This is a genomic window from Streptococcus taonis, from assembly GCF_029948085.1.
GTDB lineage: Bacteria > Bacillota > Bacilli > Lactobacillales > Streptococcaceae > Streptococcus > Streptococcus taonis.
In genome coordinates this window covers 1-18,598 of the sequence record NZ_JARZZP010000008.1, presented here as the reverse complement: position 1 = coordinate 18,598, position 18,598 = coordinate 1, and the positions used below count along the sequence as shown (strand labels likewise).

Below are 18,598 nucleotides of genomic sequence, written 5' to 3'. Positions count from 1 at the left end.
TCCTGATAATGTCTTATTTCTTTAATTCTACCAAATTTTCATTGATACGGCGATAAATTGTAGTCAAGTCAAGCAAAGTTTCTTCGACAGCAGGAGTCAATTGTTCCTCTGTCATACGCCATGACCAGTTTCCACCAAGAGTAGATGGGAAGTTCATACGAGCTGAACCATCCAACTCTAGCAAATCTTGCATAGTGGCAATCGTCATGAAACTTACTGATGCGAAAGCTGTACGAAGCATAGCATGCACCACTGTTTCGTACTCTTTACGGTTTGTGTAGCGAGCCATATACTCACGAGTTGGATCATCAATCTCATCACGGTACCAACCAAGAACAGTGTTGTTATCGTGTGTTCCTGTATACATAACTGAGTTTGCTGGTGCCAAGTGTGGGCTGTCGATACTTTCGTGTTCTGGATTGAAAGCAAATTGAAGGACTTTCATTCCTGGGAATCCAGTGCGCTCACGAAGCTCGATGACTTCATCAGTCATGAATCCAAGGTCTTCTGCGATGATGTTCAAGTCACCAAGTTCTTCTTTAACAGCTGCAAAGAGTTTGTAATCAGGTCCTTTCACCCATTTACCAGGTGCCGCTGTTTCAGAACCCGCAGGAATTTCCCAGTAAGACTCAAATCCACGGAAGTGGTCGATACGCACGATGTCGTAAATCTTAAAGCTTTCACGCAAGCGTTCAATCCACCATTTATAACCATCGCGATCCATTGCTTCCCAGTCATAGATTGGATTCCCCCAAAGCTGACCTGTCTCAGAAAACTCATCTGGTGGGCATCCTGCGATGCAAGTTGCTTTTCCGTTTTCATCAGTTTTAAAGAGATGTGGATTTGCCCACATATCGCTTGAATCTTCAGCAACATAGATTGGCATATCTCCCACAATCTCGATGTGGTTTTCGTTAGCATATGCTTTCAATTTCAACCATTGTTGGAAGAAGAGATATTGGGTTACGCGGTGGTAGACCAATTTGTCAGCCAACTCATTACGATAGTGTGCAAGAGCTTCAGCTTGACGAGTGCGAACTGCTGCATCAGGCCATTCTGTCCAAGCGAGATTATCAAAATGCTCTTTGATAGCCATATACTCTGCAAAAAGTTCAAGCCATGATTGGTTCTCTTGAGCAAATTTTTCAAAATCTTTGACATCTCCAACTTCAAGGAAACGTTTAACTGCTTTTTCTAGAAGCGGACGGCGTGCATAGTAAATCTTAGCGTAATCAACTTCAGTTGGGTTACTACCGAAGTCTACTCCCTCAAGATCGCTTGCTTCCAACAAACCTTGCTCTACCAAAATATCAAGATCGATAAAATGAGTATTTCCAGCAAAGGCTGAGAAAGATTGATAAGGAGAATCTCCGTAGCTGGTTGTGCCTAAAGGAAGGATTTGCCAGTAACGTTGCTTTGTACGAACCAAGAAGTCAACGAAATCATAGGCGCTTTGACCAAATGATCCGATTCCGTAAACTCCTGGAAGCGATGAGATGTGCATCAACACACCACTTTGACGTTTTTTCATAATAGCACCTCAAGTGTTTGTAGTTAAATATTTCATTTTTACTTGGCGCAAACGTTTGCGCCAAGTAAAGTATAACCCATTTCAAAAAGAAATGCAAGCGTTTCAACAAAAAACTTTTCAATTTATTTACTTTATAGCTTTTTAAAAAAACTATATTCTTATTTTTTCACCTCTACAAAAACATCTACAAACTATGCAAACGTTTCCCTTAAATTATTCTTGAATTGAAATTTATATGATTTCATCCTTTCCTTCCTATTATATAACCAATTTTAGAGATTAACCAGTTACAAGCTTTTTAAATTTTTTTCAAAAAACGCTTGCAACCGTTTTCTGTTTGTGCTATACTAAGTTCATAAGAGAAAACGTTTGCGTTTCCTTGAAATCAAAATTTGTTATTCTTTAGGAGGAATACACTATGTCAACTAAATTCATGAAGAGCGCAGCTGTACTTGGTACTGCTACTCTTGCTAGCTTACTTTTAGTAGCTTGTGGAAGCAAAACTGCTGATAAAACTGCTGACTCTGGTTCATCAGAAGCGAAAGAAATCACTTTCTACGTTGAAGATCAATATAAAGCTTTTGCAGAATCAGCTGCCAAAGCTTACGAAAAAGAAGCTGGTGTAAAAGTTACTATTAAAACAGGGGACCAATTAGGTGGACTTGACAATCTTTCACTTGATAATCAATCAGGTAAAGCTGCTGACGTCATGATGGCACCATACGACCGTGTAGGTAGCCTTGGTACTGACGGACAACTTTCAGAAGTTACTTTGAGTGACGGTGCTAAAACAGACGATACTACTAAATCTCTTGTAACTGTTGGTGGTAAAGTTTATGGGGCTCCAGCCGTTATCGAGTCACTTGTTATGTACTATAACAAAGACTTAGTGAAAGAAGCTCCTAAGACATTTGCTGACTTGGAAGAACTTGCTAAAGATAGCAAATATGCCTTCGCTGGTGAAGACGGAAAAACTACTGCTTTCCTAGCTGACTGGACTAACTTCTACTACGCATATGGACTTCTTGCTGGTAACGGTGCCTACGTGTTTGGACAAAACGGTAAAGACCCTAAAGATATTGGTCTTGCTAACGATGGTGCTATTGCAGGTATCAACTATGCTAAAACTTGGTATGACAAATGGCCTAAAGGTATGCAAGATACTGAAGGTGCTGGAAACTTGATCCAAACTCAATTCCAAGAAGGTAAAACAGCTGCTATCATTGATGGACCTTGGAAAGCTCAAGCATTCAAAGATGCTAAAGTAAACTACGGTGTTGCAACTATCCCAACTCTTCCAAACGGTAAAAACTACGCAGCCTTTGGTGGTGGTAAAGCTTGGATCATCCCATCAAGCACTAAGAACCTTGAAGGAGCTCAAAAATTCGTAGACTTCCTTGTTTCAACTGACCAACAAAAAGCATTCTACGATGCAACAAACGAAATCCCAGCTAACACTGAAGCTCGTACTTACGCTGAAGGTAAAAACGATGAGTTGACTACTGCTGTTATCAAACAGTTCAAGAACGCTCAACCAATGCCAAACATCTCTCAAATGTCAACAGTTTGGGACCCAGCTAAAACAATGCTCTTTGACGCTGTAAGCGGTAAGAAAGATGCTAAAACAGCTGCAAATGATGCTGTAACATTGATCAAAGAAACAATCCAACAAAAATTTGGTAACTAATTGATTGATTCAAGGGGGATTTAAAATTTATCCCCCTTGATTTTTAGATATTAACAGAACTCAGCTTGACGTTCACATCTTATGAAAGGAGTACTCATGGAACAACAACCAAGAAAAGCAGCCTTGCTTTCATTGATTCCTGGGTTGGGGCAAATCTATAACAAACAAAAAGCCAAAGGTTTTATCTTCCTTGCTGTAACATTAGCTTTTGTCCTCTATTTTATAGTACTTGCAGCACCTGAATTGAGCAACTTGATCACACTCGGTGAAAAACCTGGCCGTGACAACTCTCTCTTTATGTTGATTCGTGGTGCATTTCACTCTATTTTTGTAATTGTTTATCTAGCATTTTATATTCTCAATATTAAAGATGCTCATACCATTGCAAAACGTATCAATAATGGCATTCCTGTCCCATTGACACTTAAGGATATGATTAAAGGTATCTATGAAAATGGATTCCCATACTTGCTCATTATCCCATCTTACGTTGCCATGACATTTGCCATCATCTTCCCAGTTATTGTAACCTTGATGATTGCCTTTACTAACTATGATTTCCAACATCTACCACCAAATAAACTCTTGGACTGGGTTGGATTGACCAACTTCACAAATATCTGGAGCTTGAGTACCTTCCGTTCAGCCTTTGGCGCCGTTCTTTCTTGGACTATTATCTGGGCTTTGTCTGCATCAACTTTACAGATTGTAATCGGTATCTTCACAGCTATTATTGCTAACCAACCATTCATCAAAGGGAAACGTATCTTTGGTGTTATCTTCCTTCTGCCTTGGGCAGTTCCAGCCTTCATCACTATCTTGACATTCTCAAACATGTTTAACGATAGTGTTGGTGCTATCAATACTCAAGTTTTGCCACTTTTTGCTAAAGTTCTTCCATTCCTCGACGGGGCACTCATCCCTTGGAAAACAGACCCTACTTGGACTAAGGTTGCCTTGATTATGATGCAAGGTTGGCTTGGATTCCCTTATATCTATGTCCTTACTCTCGGTATCCTACAGTCTATTCCAAACGACTTGTATGAAGCAGCTTATATCGACGGTGCAAACGCTTGGCAAAAATTCCGCAACATCACTTTCCCAATGATCTTGGCTGTTGCGGCACCTACTTTGATTAGCCAATACACCTTCAACTTCAACAACTTCTCTATCATGTACCTCTTCAATGGTGGTGGTCCTGGTAGTGTCGGTGGTGGAGCTGGTTCAACCGATATCTTGATCTCATGGATTTACCGTTTGACAACAGGTACTGCTCCACAATACTCTATGGCTGCTGCCGTTACCTTGATTATTTCAATCATTGTCATCTCTATTTCTATGATTGCCTTCAAGAAACTACACGCATTTGATATGGAGGACGTCTAAGATGAATAACTCAATCAAACTAAAACGTAGACTGACTCAAACCCTCACTTACCTCTACTTGATCGGACTTTCAATCGTCATTATCTATCCTCTTTTAATCACGATTATGTCTGCCTTCAAGGCTGGTAACGTTGTGGCCTTTAAACTCGACAGCAATGTCAACTTTAGTCTTGATAACTTCAAAGGGCTCTTTACAGAAACCTTGTACGGGACATGGTACCTTAATACTTTGATCATCGCTTTGATCACTATGGTCGTTCAGACAAGTATTATCGTGCTTGCTGGTTATGCCTACAGCCGTTACAATTTCTTGGCTCGTAAACAAAGTTTGGTCTTCTTCTTGATTATCCAAATGGTGCCAACAATGGCCGCTTTGACTGCCTTCTTCGTTATGGCCCTTATGTTGAATGCCCTTAACCATAGCTGGTTCCTCATCTTCCTATATGTCGGTGGTGGTATCCCTATGAATGCTTGGTTGATGAAAGGTTACTTTGACACCGTGCCAATGTCTCTCGATGAATCTGCAAAACTGGATGGTGCAGGACACTTCCGCCGCTTCTGGCAAATCGTTCTCCCTCTCGTTCGCCCAATGGTTGCGGTACAAGCACTCTGGGCCTTCATGGGACCTTTCGGAGACTACATCCTCTCTAGTTTCTTGCTTCGTGAGAAAGAATACTTTACAGTTGCCGTTGGTCTCCAAACCTTCGTCAACAATGCGAAGAACTTGAAGATTGCCTACTTCTCAGCAGGTGCTATCCTCATCGCTCTTCCAATCTGTACACTCTTCTTCTTCTTACAAAAGAACTTCGTTTCAGGACTTACAAGCGGTGGCGACAAGGGGTAATATACCCCCGCCACCCTTTTTCATTTTTGAACTAATGCTTATATAGTCTGATGAGAAACAAGAGATTATTGAGAATCCCCTCATTGTTAGTTGATAAATTTTATTAATAATCTACTTTCAACAAGGATTCGTATCCCCTGCTTGAAATAAAACACATTTCTCTATATAATACTCATATAGAAAAATGCCTATAGAAAGAGATTTATGTTACCATATCCATTTTCTTATTTTAATAGTATCTGGGGATTTCGTAAGCCCCTCTCTCATCGTTTCGGTCTAAACTGGTTTCAACTGATTTTTACCAGTATTTTCTTGATTAGCTTATCTATGGTCCCTATTGCCATCCAGAACAGCTCTCAGGACACCTATCCTTTAGAAACCTTCATCGATGATGTCTATGCTCCTCTGACGGACGATGTCGTACAAGATTTAGCTGCAAATACTCAGATTAATGATGGAAAGCTGAGCTACACTGGTTCATCTCCTCATCAAGCTTCTATCCAAATCGGAGACCCTTCTAGTTCAAACTTCCCTGAGGAATTACTTCTGAACTTTGAACCTGAGAAACTCATCATCAGTAAGCAAGGAAAAGAATTGACTAGCATTCGCTATCATGCAATCACGACTGAGAGCTTCCAAAGCAAGGAAAGCTTAACACAAGACATTTCTAAAGACTGGTATCAACAGAATCGTGTCTATGTTAGTCTCTTTCTTGTATTAGGTTCTAGCTTCCTCTTCGGACTTAATTTTTTCATCGTTGCTCTAGGTTCTAGCCTCTTGCTCTACTTTACGAAAAAATCACGTCTCTTTTCATTTAAAACCTATAAAGAGTGCTATCATTTCATTTTGAACTGTTTAGGATTACCAACCTTACTTGCCATGATTCTCGGTCTCCTAGGCCAAAATATGGCAACTTTAATTACTGTTCAAAACATTTTATTTGTTCTATACCTGGTCACTATCTTTTACAAAACGCATTTCCGTGATCCAGACTACCATAAGTAGGAGATTATTATGCCTGTTACGATTAAAGACGTGGCCAAGGCTGCAGGGGTCTCACCCTCAACCGTAACCCGTGTTATTCAAAATAAATCAACCATTAGCGATGAGACTAAAAAACGAGTTCGAAAGACAATGAAAGAGCTCAATTATCATCCTAACCTCAATGCCCGAAGCTTGGTTAGTAGTTATACGCAGGTCATTGGTTTAGTTCTTCCAGACGACTCCGATGCCTTCTATCAAAATCCTTTCTTTCCTTCTGTCCTACGCGGTATTGCACAAGTTGCTTCAGAAAATCACTATGCCATCCAGATTGCAACTGGAAAAGATGAAAAAGAACGCTTAAATGCAATTTCACAGATGGTCTATGGAAAGCGTGTAGACGGTCTTATCTTCTTGTATGCCCAAGAAAATGACCCCTTGGTAAAATTAGTCTCAGAAGAGCAATTTCCTTTCCTCATCCTTGGAAAATCCTTGTCCCCTTTTATTCCGCTTGTTGACAACGATAATATTCAAGCTGGTTTTGATGCAACCGAATACTTCATTAAGAAAGGATGTAATCGAATCGCTTTCATCGGTGGAGCCAAGAAACTCTACGTTACGCAGGATCGTCTAACAGGTTACGAACAAGCCCTTCAAGAACACAAACTTCCTCTTGATAGTCAACGTACCTTCTTTGCAGATGAATTTCTTGAAGAAAAGGGATATAAATTTAGTAAACGTCTCTTCAAACATGATCCTCAAACTGATGCCATCATTACAACAGATAGCCTCTTAGCTGAAGGTGTTTGTAACTATCTCAACGATCACAATCTCAATATCCCTGTACTCAGCTTTGATTCTGTTAATCCAAGATTAAACCTAGCGGCCTATGTGGATATCAATAGCCTCTCTCTGGGACGTACTTCATTTGAAACCATCCTGCAAATCATCAGCGATACCAAAGAAAATCGTCAAATCTGCTATCGTCAAGTGATTGCCCACAAAATCGTTGAAAAATAAAAAAGCCCAACTCTGACAATGTGTTCAAGAGTTGGGTTTTTCGTTCTATTCATTGTTATAAATAACTATTAGTAAACTAGAGCAAGGTATCACTAATGGAATTTGAAGATGTCCTGAAATCTTTAGTTTTCGACTTCGACAAATCGGCCTAGGATATGAACATTTTCTGAAACAGAAACAAAGGCTGTTGGATCGACTTGCTTCATGATTAATTTAAAATCATTGAACTCTGCACGAGTGATAACCGTAATCAAAACAGCCTTACGCTGGTGATTATAAGTTCCTTCAGCATCATGGATCATGGTTGCTCCACGGTGCAATTTATTATGGATCTTCTCAATGACGGCATCTGGATTGCTAGTGACAATCATAGCCTGCATGCGTTTTTGCTTGGTGAAAACTGCATCTGTCACACGACTTGAGACAAAGATGGTAATCATGGAATAAAGGGCATATTTCCAACCAAAGGTCACCCCTGCAATCAACATGATTGTACCATTAACCAAGAAAGATATACTTCCGACGTTACGACCAGTCTTCTTACGAATGGTTAAGCTGACAATGTCTGTTCCACCACTGGAGATGTTATGACGTAAAGCAAAGCCAATCCCCAGTCCCATGACAACACCCCCAAAAAGGGCATTGATGATTGGATCCTCTGTTAAGATCACCACAGGCACAAACTGGATAAAGAGCGAGCTCATAGATACCGTGATAAAGGTAAAAATTGTGAACTTATGTCCAATTTGATACCAGGCCAAAATCATGAGAGGAATATTGATGGCATAAAAGGCTACTGAAATCGGGAAATGAAAACCAAACCAGTGGTTACTAAGGGCAGATATAATCTGGGCCAAACCTGTCGCACCACTTGAATAAACGTGCCCTGGTTGGAAGAAGAAATTGACGGCTACTGCTGATAGAAAACCATATACCAGAGAAGCTGAGATTTTTTCATCGTATTTTTCTCGAGAAATACTTTGTAAAACACGCAAAATCTTTACTCGATACGCAAAGCGACGAAGATAATGGTACCACTTTTTAGTTAGTTTCGTTTGTTTCATCTTGTTCTACTTGTAGATTAAGTTCCTCTAGTTGTTTAAGAGCTACTGTTGATGGTGCTTGCGTCATTGGGTCAGTTGCCTTATTGTTCTTAGGAAAGGCGATGACTTCGCGGATATTTTCTTCTCCAGCGAGCAACATGACAAAACGGTCAAGTCCGATAGCCAAACCACCGTGTGGTGGGAATCCATAGTCCATAGCTTCCAAAAGGAAACCAAACTGGTCATTTGCTTCTTCAGCTGAAAAACCAAGAGCTTTGAACATACGTTCTTGAAGTTCTTTTTGGTTGATACGAAGACTACCACCACCAAGTTCATAACCATTCAAGACGATATCATAAGCAATGGCACGAACCTTAGCCAAATCACCTTCAAGCTCATGAGCAGTTTCTGCTTGAGGAAGGGTAAATGGATGGTGGGCACTCATATAACGGCCTTCTTCTTCAGACCATTCAAACATTGGCCAGTCAACAACCCAAAGGAAGTTGAACTTGTCAGTATCAATCAATCCTAGTTCTTTAGCAATACGTCCACGAAGGGCACCAAGAGTTGCATTAGCTACTTCAAGCGTATCTGCTACAAAGAGAACCAAGTCCTTATCTTCAAGACCAAGTGCTGTTGTCAATTCTGCTTGGGTGCCAGTCAAGAATTTGGCAACTGGTCCGTTTAATTCTCCATCAACGACCTTGACCCAAGCAAGACCTTTAGCACCGTACTGCTTGGCTACTTCTGTCATCTTGTCAATGTCTTTACGTGAATAGTTGTCCGCAGCTCCTTTGACCACAATGGCTTTTACAGCAGGTGCTTCTGAGAAGACTTTGAAATCAACACCTTTGACAACTTCTGTCAAGTCTTGAAGCAACATATCAAATCGAGTATCAGGCTTATCAGAACCGTAAAGAGCCATAGCATCGTCATACTTCATTCGAGGGAATGGCAGTGTTACTTCGATGCCTTTGGTTTCCTTCATCACGCGCGCAATCAAGCCTTCTGTGATGTCTTGGATTTCTTGCTCAGTCAAGAATGAAGTTTCCAAGTCGACCTGGGTAAATTCTGGTTGACGGTCACCACGCAAGTCTTCATCACGGAAACATTTGACGATTTGGTAGTAACGGTCAAATCCAGCATTCATCAACAACTGTTTTGTAATCTGTGGACTTTGAGGAAGAGCATAGAAATGCCCTTTATTAACACGAGATGGTACCAAATAATCACGCGCCCCTTCTGGCGTTGATTTAGAAAGGAATGGCGTTTCAACATCGATAAATTCCAACTCATCCAAGTAGTTGCGGATAGAATGTGTTACTTTGGCACGAAGTTTAAGATTTTCCAACATTTCTGGACGACGAAGGTCAAGGTAGCGGTAACGTAGACGTGTATCGTCGTTTGCCTCAATGCCATCCTTAATCTCAAATGGTGTTGTTTTGGCTGTATTAAGCACAGTAAGAGTTGTTACATTCAGTTCAACTGCTCCAGTCGCCAACTTATCATTGGCTTGCTCACGTGCAGCAACCTGACCAGTCACCTCGATGACAAATTCACTACGAAGGCTTTCAGCTGTTGCCATCACCTCTGCAGATACTTTTTCTGGGTTGATAACCAACTGCATGATTCCTTCACGGTCACGAAGATCGATAAAGATCAAACCACCAAGGTCACGACGACGGGCAACCCATCCTTTCAAGGTAATTTCTTGTCCGATGTGTTCCTCACGAACACGACCAGCATACATACTACGTTTCATGTTTTATCTCCTCTTTTATTCTGTTACTATTTTACCATAAAAGCGCAGGCTCTTCATGAAAATCATCAGAAAAGTTGAGAAGAATCCTGCTATAAATGAAAAAATCCAGCAAAGTCATTCGCTGGATCTTATTTTACTTGGTATTTCTTTATTGTTTTCGCTTTTCAGCAATCTCTGCAGCCTTTTTAGGGAGAACAATCTCCGTTGCATAGGCTGTCGCAAATCGCATAATACCTGCGATTGGTGCAAAGATAACTGCTAGATGGTTATAAAAGAAATCCCCTTTAAAAGCATAGGCAAGCGCTCCAATAATAAAGAAGAGTACAACTGCCTGAATCACTGCTAATAATATCACTCGTTTCATGACTTCCTCCTGAGTCTATTATAGCATCATTATCATCACAAATGAAATTAAATTGTTCAAAGCATGCAATCCCATACTATAAGCCAGACCACCCTTACTAACATAAGCCAATCCCAAGCTAAAACCAAGTGAAGCATAAACTAGGAATTGTTGAGGAGTGCCAGGGAAATGAACAAGAGCAAAAATGATACTACTTACAAGTAGGAAGAGAGCTGTCTGCTTGACATTATCCTGTTGAGGGAAGACATAGCGAGCCAACATCCCTCTAAAGGTTAACTCTTCTGTCAGGGGTGCAAAGACAACAATCATGAAGAAAGAGAAGAGAGGTTGATTATGAGTCAATTGTTCTGCCGTCTGTTGACTGACAGATGGATCATTTGGTAAGAAAGTTTGTACAACAATGATAAGGATCCATACCAAGGCAGGCAACCAGATGTATTTGTTAAGGCCCGTTTTTTCTATCGTAACAGTTCCTGTCTTATACCACTTGTATGTTAAGAAGGTAAAAGCTCCTGCTAATAGAATATAAAGCGGAAGAACACCGACTATAGGTGCACCTGAACCAAGAGCAATCAGAGGTAAAGCCTGAATAAAACCGTAGATAAACAAAAATGATAAGAAAGCTAGAACAAACCAGCCAATGTTTTTAAGTGTTTTCATAAAAGACTCCTATTTAAAATAACGTTTTGTTTTTCTTAATTGTGCGATAGTTATATAAAGATGGATGATAATCAAAAGAACTAAGGCAACTACTTGTATTTCTCGTAAAATAACTGATAATACTATCAATAAAATATAGAGTGCGGGCAGTAAAATTTGATCCAGCCTAAACAGAGTTAAAAAGGCACTCTCCATCTCTGCCTGCTTTTCTCCCTCATCATAACTGTTAAGATAGGTTAAAATATCTTTTGGAGTGTAATAAGCAGACAGTTTATAGTGTCGAACGATAAAAATAGTTCGCAACAAGTAATTGGCAACAATAATGTATAAACATAATAGAATAAGAGTAGGAAGAATTAGCAAGGTATTTTTAAATATCGGAGAAATTAGTATGATCCCACTGGTCATCATTGCTATCATCAAAACATTTGAAGAAACTGAACCATAATCTAAGTAACGATAAGCTCTTACATAGGTTTGGTTACTATCTTCTTCCTCTGTCGCCCTTTGATAAAGAGTATAAACTTCGCGACTTTTACCAAGATAATACATGGCTAAAACGAAGGAAAGTCCTCCAATAACAAGAGCGATTCCATAAATAGTAGGTAAGACTTGTTCCATTTGAATCTGTTCAACTATCCCTCTAAGAGTGTAGGCAAAGGCTACTACAAAAGCACTTAACATACACATTACTACTCTCAACCATCTACGATTATTATTCATTTTCTGACCTCTATCTAAACTAGCCAATAACCTTAAGTAGTTTCAGTGATCTTTCCTATTTGAAATAGCGTTTCACCATAGGTATTTGCATCACATTGATATAAATATGGATAACAGCTACGGCTAAAAGTGCTAATAACTGAATTTCTCCTGTAAGTACAGAAACGATATCAATCAAAATATACAAACCTGGTAAAACATATTGGTTTAATTGGAATAAAATCCGAAAGCTCTGCTCCAAATTAGCTTGTCGTTCTCCTTCATCGTAAGAATTGACATAATCTAACACATCCTTTGGAATAGAGAAGAATGACAAATCAAACTGACGAACAATCGAAATCGTCTTGAAAAGATATTTTTGAAGTACTGCAGCTAAAATAAGAGCTGGGACAGAAAGTCCTAGAACGATAGAACTTGTATGGAGTATCATCACTTCATTCATAGAGATGAATAAGGCGAGTATAGTCATAACCGAGACAACGTTAAAGGCAATCGTACCGAACTCAAGATTTCGATACATTTGCACATAATAAGTTTCATTCACATCGTCATCTATTTCCATTTGATATAAAGAGTGGAATTTCCTACTCTTTTTTAAAAAATAGATAGTTACAAAAATGCTAATGAAAGCTATCAATAAACAAGATGCTGAAATCCATGGAACTAGAGTATTCAAATTAAAACTTGTGCCCAATGCCCAAGCACGACCTGCAAGCATACCTGTAAAATAGCCTAAAACACCAATCGCTAAGAAGTATAAGATTCGTTTCTTTTTCATTTTCATCCTCCCTCTAAACTAATCCAGCCAACCATTGACCAAAGGCTTTACTTGATTCAAAAATAGCTGTCAAACCTTCTGCTCCAAGCGACACCAAAAGCAAACAAACAACAAATAAGAGAATAGCTTGATTTCTTGCTTTTTTCGCTCTATCTCCCAAGGGCTCATTGCCAAGCCAACCTGCTAGATAAGCATAGGCTGTAACTGTTAAAATACCAATCTCCGTCGAAGAGAGAAACAAGAAGAGCGTCACCAAACGAACGATGTTGGTTTGGATGTTAAAATAATTTCCTAAACCTGCACAAACACCTGCAAGTGCTTTGTCTTCAGTATCGACTTGAAAACCTGCTAAAAATTCTTTCATAACTTTTCTCCTTTTACGAGCTCTTTGAATTTTATCTTTCTCTCTACCCATCTAAAGACTAATAGTAGCACTAAATTTATCCAGAAGAGATACTTACTTTCAACGATTGTAAACCAACCAAATAGGCTTCCAATCATAGCCAAAAGATTCACGATAAACACAACGATACAGAGATAATAAATCACTTTATACTTGTTCATCACTCATCCTCCTCTAAGCGAAAAACTGACTCGACTGGCTCATTGAAGATCTGAGCAATCTTCAGAGCAATGACGATGGAGGGCGTGTACTCATCCCGCTCTAGCAAACTGATGGTTTGCCTGGACACGCCAGCTAGTTTGGCCAGCTCGGTTTGATTCAGGCCATCGCGAGCCCGAAGCTCTTTTAGACGGTTTTTTAGTTGCATGTTACACACCTACTCTCCATCAAATTCAACGGCTTGGATATCCTCAATACGTTGCAACTTGAATTTTTCTTTCCCATTTTTATCAACATGACGTAGTTTGACCCATTCCTCATCAACATCCACAACTTCCCATAAATTTGTTCCAAACACTTGTCCAACGATTGTTGGTTTTTTCCCAATTAATTCTTGCAATAATCTTGACATATCTATATTTCCTTTCTCTTTTCTTTCGATTACCTTTAACCTTTTCTCTAACCGCTTGATTTTTTTAGATTGACTACTATAAATCAAGACGAGAAAAGGAAAAAAAATCCATACCCACATGTGGCCCCCTCCTAGTTCTTTATTTCTTAACTTGATTTCATTGTAACATATCTTTTTATTTTTGACAATTATCTTTGTCAAAAAGTTTAAGATTTTTGTCATTTTGCAAAAGAAAAAGGTCAGGAATAAAATCCTGACCAGTTTATCTATCATTAAAACCCTAGTTTTTCAAAGATTTCTGAGAAGTTTTGGCTGATTGTCTCAAGCGACACTTGCACTTCTTCTCGGGTTTGATTGTTCTTGACCGTTACTTGTCCGCTTTCGACTTCGCTCTCACCTAGAGTGATGAGGGTCTTAGCCGCAAAGACATCGGCTGACTTGAACTGAGCTTTGAGTTTACGATTGAGGTAATCACGCTCTGCTTTGAAACCTTGTTGGCGAAGGGCTTGTACCAATTCCAAAGCCTTGACATTTGCCCCTTGACCCAAGACTGCGATATAGACATCTAGGGCGTTTTCGATAGGGAGGGCCACACCTTGCTTTTCAAGGATGAGAAGCAGGCGCTCTACACCAAGTCCAAAACCAAATCCAGCAGTTTCAGGGCCACCAAAGTAAGCAACCAAACCATCGTAACGACCACCCGCACAGACTGTCAGGTCATTGCCCTCAATCTCAGTGATAAACTCGAAAATAGTGTGGTTGTAGTAGTCTAGACCACGCACCATATTGGTATCGATGATGTAGTCTACACCCAGATTCTCCAACATCTGACGCACAGCATCAAAATGAGCTTGGCTTTCTTCATCAAGGAAATCCAAAATAGAAGGCGCATTCTCTACTGCTACCTTATCTTCTTTTTCCTTAGAGTCCAAGACACGGAGAGGATTTTCCTCCAAGCGACGTTGGCTATCCTTAGACAAGGTTTCCTTGAGCGGTGTTAAGTAGTCAATCAAGGCCTGACGGTAAGCCGCACGGCTCTCAGGATTTCCAAGAGTGTTGAGGTGCAATTTAACACCTTGTATGCCAATTTCTTTCAAGAAGTGGGCTGCCATAGCGATAGTTTCCACATCGGTAGCTGGATTGCTAGAGCCAAAGCACTCCACACCAATCTGGTGGAATTGGCGCAAACGACCTGCTTGTGGACGCTCATAGCGGAACATTGGCCCCATGTAGTAGAACTTACTTGGTTTTTGAACTTCTGGTGCGAAGAGTTTGTTTTCCACATAAGAACGAACGACTGGAGCAGTTCCTTCTGGACGGAGGGTAATATGACGGTCTCCCTTGTCGTAAAAGTCATACATTTCCTTGGTTACGATATCAGTTGTGTCTCCAACAGAACGACTGATGACTTCGTAGTGCTCAAAAATAGGAGTACGCACTTCTGCGTAGTTGTAGCGTTTGAAGATTTCACGCGCAAAGCCTTCAACGTACTGCCATTTGGCAGACTCAGCAGGTAAAATATCCTGCGTTCCTTTTGGTTTTTGTAATTTCATAGGGAATCCTCTTTATAACTTAATAGTCCTATTTTACCATAAATGAAGGGATTGGGACAGTGAGAAAAGAAGACTAACACCTAAATTTCATTTTTGAGATTAAGACTAGCTAGGAGAATCGCAATCAAGGAAAGCCCAACAAACAGAGCCCATGTTAACTGTATATCCCATACTGCCACCAGTGAAAAACAGGCCGTCCCCACTGGTATAGATAGAGTAAACAACAAACCTAAAAAATTACTGGTACGAGAGAGAACCTCTGGAGCAAGATTTTTCATGAGCAGAGCACTAATTTTTGGAGAAATTTTCCCAGAAACATACATGGTAAAAAAGACGAAAAGCATCCCGAGCAAGACTTGGTTTAACAAATTAGATAGACCAACTAGACTGGCTCCTAATGTAACCCACATCATCAATCTAGGTAGAGATTGCTTCCCAAAATAATCATTGCCAGTAAGGCTACTGATGATAACTGCTAATAAGGTAATCAATTGTAAGATAAACAAGGCATCCTTGTAGGAAAAATTCAGTAAGGAATGATTTAAAAGGAAGATGTTATAGATACCACCTAAGGCACCACCCAAAGCATTGATAATCAAGATAGCAAAGAGCATAAAACCAAAGTTTTTCTGTCCACTTTTAAGAAAAACGAGACGTAAGTTTCGGTAAATCGTTAAAAATTGATCTTTGATAGAAAGTTTCTCATTTTTCAGTGATTTACTATCAACAAGTGGAGTTGATAAGCTTAATTCAGCCCTTCCTAAAAAGAGAATGAGAGCTGACACTAGGAAAAATATGGCATTGATTCCCGCTACGAGCGAAAAGTTCTGTGTTGACACCCCTAATAGCCAAACTCCAAAAGCTTGGCCGCCAATCGCAGAGATATAGGTAATAAACTGAGAAAATGAGTAAGCCTCCATCAAATCTTGCTCCGCGACCTTTTCTTTAACGAGAGGCATTCGCAAGCCACCTGCAAAATCACTGGCTACATCACTAATAACATTGATGAGCCAAAGGGTCGAAAAGGCAAAGAAACTAGCTTGCTGAACAACTAGGGCTGCTAGAAAAAATAAAACCGCCTGAAATAAACCGACATAGGTCATCCATTTGACCTTGTCCTTGGTATAATCTGCCCGAATTCCCACAAAAACTGTAAAAAGAGTTGGAAGCATCATCACAACATTCGCCATAGCAACGGCAACAGAAGCCTCTGGCAAAGTCGAGGCATAGACCACAAACACTAAATTAAAAATGGAAGCTCCAAAAGCATTGAAAAATCGTGATAAACTCAAAACTCTGTATGCTTGATTTCTTAGTAATAGTTTCATATAGATTCCTCTCTTTCTCACATACTACTTTTATGGTAGCTCTAGTATAGCATCAAGAATCTTACGAGAAGACATTTTTGAATATATGCAACAGACTAAACTGATAACGAAAACGATAGAATTTGTCTAATGCTAATAAGTATCTTCACAGTCCTATCGTTTCAAGTTATTTTATCTAGTTGCAGATATTCAACACTCCATGGTGCTTCTATAATAGTCAGCAGATCTGCTACAACCAATCATCTCGAAAATACGAATAGCGTCCTCCATCTTTCTCTGCCCTTCCTCTGCTCTTCCTTGCTTACTATCAAGCAAACCTTCTGCCCAGAGGTAGACTATTCGAAAATAGGTTTCATTTTCTTCAAAAAAGTTCTTTTCAATTTGTTTTTTAAAATAGAGGGCATTGGTAAAATCATCAATTTCAATACAGGCCATAAAAGCATTGAGGAGCAAGGTATGCATTATATTTCGATTTTTCCCAACTCCTTGCAAGAAATCTGACTTCCGCAACATTTCTCGAGAGTACTTTGTAAAAAGCTGGACTGATAAAAGCGGAGAGCAGGAAGAAAAGAACAACAATTCATAGTGTCCCCAAATTTCGACAGAAAATAGATAATCATGTAGGACTCTTTCTTCCTCAGCGGTCAATGTAACCGTCTCATCAATGGCTTTCATATAGGATTTTATTAAAATAGCATTGAGAATATGTTGCTGTCTATCTTTTGAAAAAGGAAGTTGTTGATACTCTCTCTGGTAGAGAGTGCGCAAGGATGTCAAATCTTGAGGGTCAATAGCCTCAACTATTCTGTTTCTAAATTCAGAATAGGCATCTTGATGAAAACCTCTCGCCAAAAATAACAATTCTTCCATACTCGCATGAATATTCTCCAAAGCTGTTATTAACTTTGGAGCAGATATTTCACTCTGACCATTTTCAAAACGCGACAATAAGGATGCTGAAAAGCGTCCACCTGTTGCTTTTCTCAAGGAAATTTTTCTTGATTCTCGTAACTCTTTAAAAACTTTTCCTAAATTCTTCATCCTCTTACCACTCGTCTTTTATTTTTTCCTATTTTACCACATTTCCTAATAAATACTAGTTCCAAACCAGCATTTACAATCTGCCACAGGCATGATACAATGAATAACATCAGATATACGAAGGAGAACTTATGAAAAAGAATATCTTGACGACCCTTGTAGCTGCCCTTGTCTACTTTCTCTGTATCGGAGTGGGTGTTCTACTAGGAAACCTTGTCGACCACACTGGAAATATGTTTTACGCCCCTGCCTTTTCTGCTCTTGTGGGTGGTAGCGTCTATATGATCCTTTTAGCAAAGGTTCCTCGTTTTGGAGCGATTACTACGATTGGACTTGTAATCTCTCTATTTTTCCTCGGGAGCAAGCATGGTGCTGGAGCCTTTCTGCCAGGAATTATCTGCGGTCTTGCAGCAGATGGCATCGCTCATCTTGGCCACTACAAAGATAAGGTTAAAAACCTTCTTTCCTTCCTAGTTTTTGCCTTTGGTACTACTGGTCCCATCCTACTCATGTGGTTGACCCCTCAAGCCTATATCGCAACTCTAGTCGCTCGTGGAAAATCTCAGGACTATATTGACCGCATCATGGTCGCGCCTAACCCTTGTACTATCCTTCTCTTTGTAGCAAGCGTCCTTATCGGTGCTTTACTTGGCGCCCTTATTGGACAAGCGCTGAGTAAGAAGTTTGCAGACAAAATGTGATAGAAAAAGAGCCACACAGCTCTCAGTAGGTAGACAAAATTTTACTACATCTTGAAAACTCTTAGAAATGCTGATACATGCTATTTTTAAGAGTTTTTTTATTTTCTCTAGTAAAAGAAAAAGATTGAAGAAAATTGTCCAAAATTCAGATTGAAGACAAAGTCCTTGGAAGTCAAGTTTCTAAGGGCTTTTCTTTGTGTAAAGTCGTATAATAGAGGTAAG

General features: G+C 39.7%; 20 protein-coding genes. 6 read left to right on the top strand and 14 right to left on the bottom strand.

Annotated features, from left to right (window positions below; translation table 11 throughout):
- Positions 1 to 13: 13 nt before the first annotated feature.
- Complete coding sequence (malQ, locus tag QEZ38_RS05430) at positions 14 to 1,531, bottom strand: 4-alpha-glucanotransferase (RefSeq protein WP_281335259.1); 1,518 nt, start codon at positions 1,529 to 1,531, stop codon at positions 14 to 16.
- Positions 1,532 to 1,949: 418 nt separating this feature from the next.
- Here malQ and QEZ38_RS05425 point away from each other — a divergent pair, with 418 nt between their 5' ends.
- From QEZ38_RS05425 to QEZ38_RS05405, 5 genes are all read left to right on the top strand, one after another.
- Positions 1,950 to 3,218 carry an extracellular solute-binding protein gene (locus QEZ38_RS05425; RefSeq protein ID WP_075232327.1) on the top strand — a complete coding sequence of 423 codons (1,269 nt, stop codon included), beginning with the start codon at positions 1,950 to 1,952 and terminating at the stop codon, positions 3,216 to 3,218.
- Between the two features lie 96 nt (positions 3,219 to 3,314).
- Positions 3,315 to 4,604, top strand: coding sequence for a carbohydrate ABC transporter permease (locus QEZ38_RS05420; RefSeq protein ID WP_282434658.1), 1,290 nt, complete (start codon positions 3,315 to 3,317; stop codon positions 4,602 to 4,604).
- A gap of 1 nt (position 4,605) precedes the next feature.
- Positions 4,606 to 5,448, top strand: a complete 843-nt coding sequence (locus QEZ38_RS05415) for a sugar ABC transporter permease (protein WP_045613887.1) — start codon at positions 4,606 to 4,608, stop codon at positions 5,446 to 5,448.
- A gap of 204 nt (positions 5,449 to 5,652) precedes the next feature.
- Complete coding sequence (locus QEZ38_RS05410) at positions 5,653 to 6,453, top strand: DUF1189 domain-containing protein (RefSeq protein WP_281335258.1); 801 nt, start codon at positions 5,653 to 5,655, stop codon at positions 6,451 to 6,453.
- Between the two features lie 9 nt (positions 6,454 to 6,462).
- A complete protein-coding gene (locus QEZ38_RS05405) occupies positions 6,463 to 7,449 on the top strand; it encodes a LacI family DNA-binding transcriptional regulator (protein WP_281335257.1) in 987 nt (328 codons plus the stop codon).
- A 122-nt stretch (positions 7,450 to 7,571) separates the two neighbouring features.
- Here QEZ38_RS05405 and QEZ38_RS05400 read toward each other — a convergent pair whose 3' ends face one another.
- The 13 genes from QEZ38_RS05400 to QEZ38_RS05340 form a co-directional block, all read right to left on the bottom strand.
- Positions 7,572 to 8,513 (bottom strand): YitT family protein, encoded by a 942-nt coding sequence (locus QEZ38_RS05400; protein ID WP_281335256.1) that lies wholly within the window; start codon positions 8,511 to 8,513, stop codon positions 7,572 to 7,574.
- Positions 8,491 to 10,254 carry an aspartate--tRNA ligase gene (gene aspS, locus QEZ38_RS05395; protein ID WP_281335255.1) on the bottom strand — a complete coding sequence of 588 codons (1,764 nt, stop codon included), beginning with the start codon at positions 10,252 to 10,254 and terminating at the stop codon, positions 8,491 to 8,493. The genes QEZ38_RS05400 and aspS overlap by 23 nt, the downstream gene beginning before the upstream one ends.
- Before the next feature lie 148 nt (positions 10,255 to 10,402).
- Positions 10,403 to 10,618 carry a hypothetical protein gene (locus QEZ38_RS05390; RefSeq protein WP_281335254.1) on the bottom strand — a complete coding sequence of 72 codons (216 nt, stop codon included), beginning with the start codon at positions 10,616 to 10,618 and terminating at the stop codon, positions 10,403 to 10,405.
- A gap of 18 nt (positions 10,619 to 10,636) precedes the next feature.
- Positions 10,637 to 11,278: a CPBP family intramembrane glutamic endopeptidase gene (locus QEZ38_RS05385; RefSeq protein WP_281335253.1), complete on the bottom strand. Its 642-nt coding sequence runs from the start codon at positions 11,276 to 11,278 to the stop codon at positions 10,637 to 10,639.
- Between the two features lie 9 nt (positions 11,279 to 11,287).
- The gene (locus tag QEZ38_RS05380) at positions 11,288 to 12,001 is read right to left on the bottom strand and encodes a DUF3169 family protein (protein ID WP_281335252.1); all 714 of its coding nucleotides are present in this window, start codon (positions 11,999 to 12,001) and stop codon (positions 11,288 to 11,290) included.
- A 55-nt stretch (positions 12,002 to 12,056) separates the two neighbouring features.
- Positions 12,057 to 12,779: a DUF3169 family protein gene (locus QEZ38_RS05375; RefSeq protein WP_153224586.1), complete on the bottom strand. Its 723-nt coding sequence runs from the start codon at positions 12,777 to 12,779 to the stop codon at positions 12,057 to 12,059.
- A gap of 13 nt (positions 12,780 to 12,792) precedes the next feature.
- Complete coding sequence (locus tag QEZ38_RS05370; protein ID WP_281335251.1) at positions 12,793 to 13,143, bottom strand: PspC domain-containing protein; 351 nt, start codon at positions 13,141 to 13,143, stop codon at positions 12,793 to 12,795.
- Positions 13,140 to 13,343 carry a hypothetical protein gene (locus tag QEZ38_RS05365; RefSeq protein ID WP_153224588.1) on the bottom strand — a complete coding sequence of 68 codons (204 nt, stop codon included), beginning with the start codon at positions 13,341 to 13,343 and terminating at the stop codon, positions 13,140 to 13,142. The genes QEZ38_RS05370 and QEZ38_RS05365 overlap by 4 nt, the downstream gene beginning before the upstream one ends.
- Positions 13,343 to 13,549 (bottom strand): helix-turn-helix transcriptional regulator, encoded by a 207-nt coding sequence (locus QEZ38_RS05360; protein ID WP_001176235.1) that lies wholly within the window; start codon positions 13,547 to 13,549, stop codon positions 13,343 to 13,345. Before QEZ38_RS05360 ends, QEZ38_RS05365 begins: the two co-directional genes overlap by 1 nt.
- A 9-nt stretch (positions 13,550 to 13,558) precedes the next feature.
- The gene (locus QEZ38_RS05355) at positions 13,559 to 14,026 is read right to left on the bottom strand and encodes a hypothetical protein (protein ID WP_194251809.1); all 468 of its coding nucleotides are present in this window, start codon (positions 14,024 to 14,026) and stop codon (positions 13,559 to 13,561) included.
- On the bottom strand, positions 14,026 to 15,306 hold the full coding sequence (hisS, locus tag QEZ38_RS05350; RefSeq protein WP_153224590.1) for a histidine--tRNA ligase: 1,281 nt from the start codon (positions 15,304 to 15,306) through the stop codon (positions 14,026 to 14,028). The genes QEZ38_RS05355 and hisS overlap by 1 nt, the downstream gene beginning before the upstream one ends.
- A gap of 80 nt (positions 15,307 to 15,386) precedes the next feature.
- A complete protein-coding gene (locus QEZ38_RS05345; protein ID WP_281335250.1) occupies positions 15,387 to 16,634 on the bottom strand; it encodes an MFS transporter in 1,248 nt (415 codons plus the stop codon).
- A 189-nt stretch (positions 16,635 to 16,823) separates the two neighbouring features.
- On the bottom strand, positions 16,824 to 17,675 hold the full coding sequence (locus QEZ38_RS05340; protein ID WP_281335249.1) for an Rgg/GadR/MutR family transcriptional regulator: 852 nt from the start codon (positions 17,673 to 17,675) through the stop codon (positions 16,824 to 16,826).
- Between the two features lie 131 nt (positions 17,676 to 17,806).
- On the opposite strand from QEZ38_RS05340, the gene QEZ38_RS05335 reads away from it, so the two are divergent.
- Positions 17,807 to 18,376 carry an MptD family putative ECF transporter S component gene (locus tag QEZ38_RS05335; protein ID WP_281335248.1) on the top strand — a complete coding sequence of 190 codons (570 nt, stop codon included), beginning with the start codon at positions 17,807 to 17,809 and terminating at the stop codon, positions 18,374 to 18,376.
- Positions 18,377 to 18,598 lie beyond the last annotated feature (222 nt).

Excerpts from the sequence above, each read along its gene's own strand:
- QEZ38_RS05420 (WP_282434658.1), top strand. The coding sequence starts at position 3,315 with ATGGAACAACAACCAAGAAAAGCAGCCTTGCTTTCATTGATTCCTGGG.
- QEZ38_RS05335 (WP_281335248.1), top strand. The coding sequence starts at position 17,807 with ATGAAAAAGAATATCTTGACGACCCTTGTAGCTGCCCTTGTCTACTTT.
- hisS (WP_153224590.1), bottom strand. The coding sequence starts at position 15,306 with ATGAAATTACAAAAACCAAAAGGAACGCAGGATATTTTACCTGCTGAG.
- QEZ38_RS05390 (WP_281335254.1), bottom strand. The coding sequence starts at position 10,618 with ATGAAACGAGTGATATTATTAGCAGTGATTCAGGCAGTTGTACTCTTC.
- malQ (WP_281335259.1), bottom strand. The coding sequence starts at position 1,531 with ATGAAAAAACGTCAAAGTGGTGTGTTGATGCACATCTCATCGCTTCCA.
- QEZ38_RS05415 (WP_045613887.1), top strand. The coding sequence starts at position 4,606 with ATGAATAACTCAATCAAACTAAAACGTAGACTGACTCAAACCCTCACT.
- QEZ38_RS05410 (WP_281335258.1), top strand. The coding sequence starts at position 5,653 with ATGTTACCATATCCATTTTCTTATTTTAATAGTATCTGGGGATTTCGT.
- QEZ38_RS05375 (WP_153224586.1), bottom strand. The coding sequence starts at position 12,779 with ATGAAAAAGAAACGAATCTTATACTTCTTAGCGATTGGTGTTTTAGGC.
- QEZ38_RS05370 (WP_281335251.1), bottom strand. The coding sequence starts at position 13,143 with ATGAAAGAATTTTTAGCAGGTTTTCAAGTCGATACTGAAGACAAAGCA.
- QEZ38_RS05340 (WP_281335249.1), bottom strand. The coding sequence starts at position 17,675 with ATGAAGAATTTAGGAAAAGTTTTTAAAGAGTTACGAGAATCAAGAAAA.
- aspS (WP_281335255.1), bottom strand. The coding sequence starts at position 10,254 with ATGAAACGTAGTATGTATGCTGGTCGTGTTCGTGAGGAACACATCGGA.
- QEZ38_RS05405 (WP_281335257.1), top strand. The coding sequence starts at position 6,463 with ATGCCTGTTACGATTAAAGACGTGGCCAAGGCTGCAGGGGTCTCACCC.
- QEZ38_RS05355 (WP_194251809.1), bottom strand. The coding sequence starts at position 14,026 with ATGATAGATAAACTGGTCAGGATTTTATTCCTGACCTTTTTCTTTTGC.
- QEZ38_RS05385 (WP_281335253.1), bottom strand. The coding sequence starts at position 11,278 with ATGAAAACACTTAAAAACATTGGCTGGTTTGTTCTAGCTTTCTTATCA.
- QEZ38_RS05425 (WP_075232327.1), top strand. The coding sequence starts at position 1,950 with ATGTCAACTAAATTCATGAAGAGCGCAGCTGTACTTGGTACTGCTACT.
- QEZ38_RS05400 (WP_281335256.1), bottom strand. The coding sequence starts at position 8,513 with ATGAAACAAACGAAACTAACTAAAAAGTGGTACCATTATCTTCGTCGC.
- QEZ38_RS05365 (WP_153224588.1), bottom strand. The coding sequence starts at position 13,343 with ATGAACAAGTATAAAGTGATTTATTATCTCTGTATCGTTGTGTTTATC.
- QEZ38_RS05380 (WP_281335252.1), bottom strand. The coding sequence starts at position 12,001 with ATGAATAATAATCGTAGATGGTTGAGAGTAGTAATGTGTATGTTAAGT.
- QEZ38_RS05360 (WP_001176235.1), bottom strand. The coding sequence starts at position 13,549 with ATGCAACTAAAAAACCGTCTAAAAGAGCTTCGGGCTCGCGATGGCCTG.
- QEZ38_RS05345 (WP_281335250.1), bottom strand. The coding sequence starts at position 16,634 with ATGAAACTATTACTAAGAAATCAAGCATACAGAGTTTTGAGTTTATCA.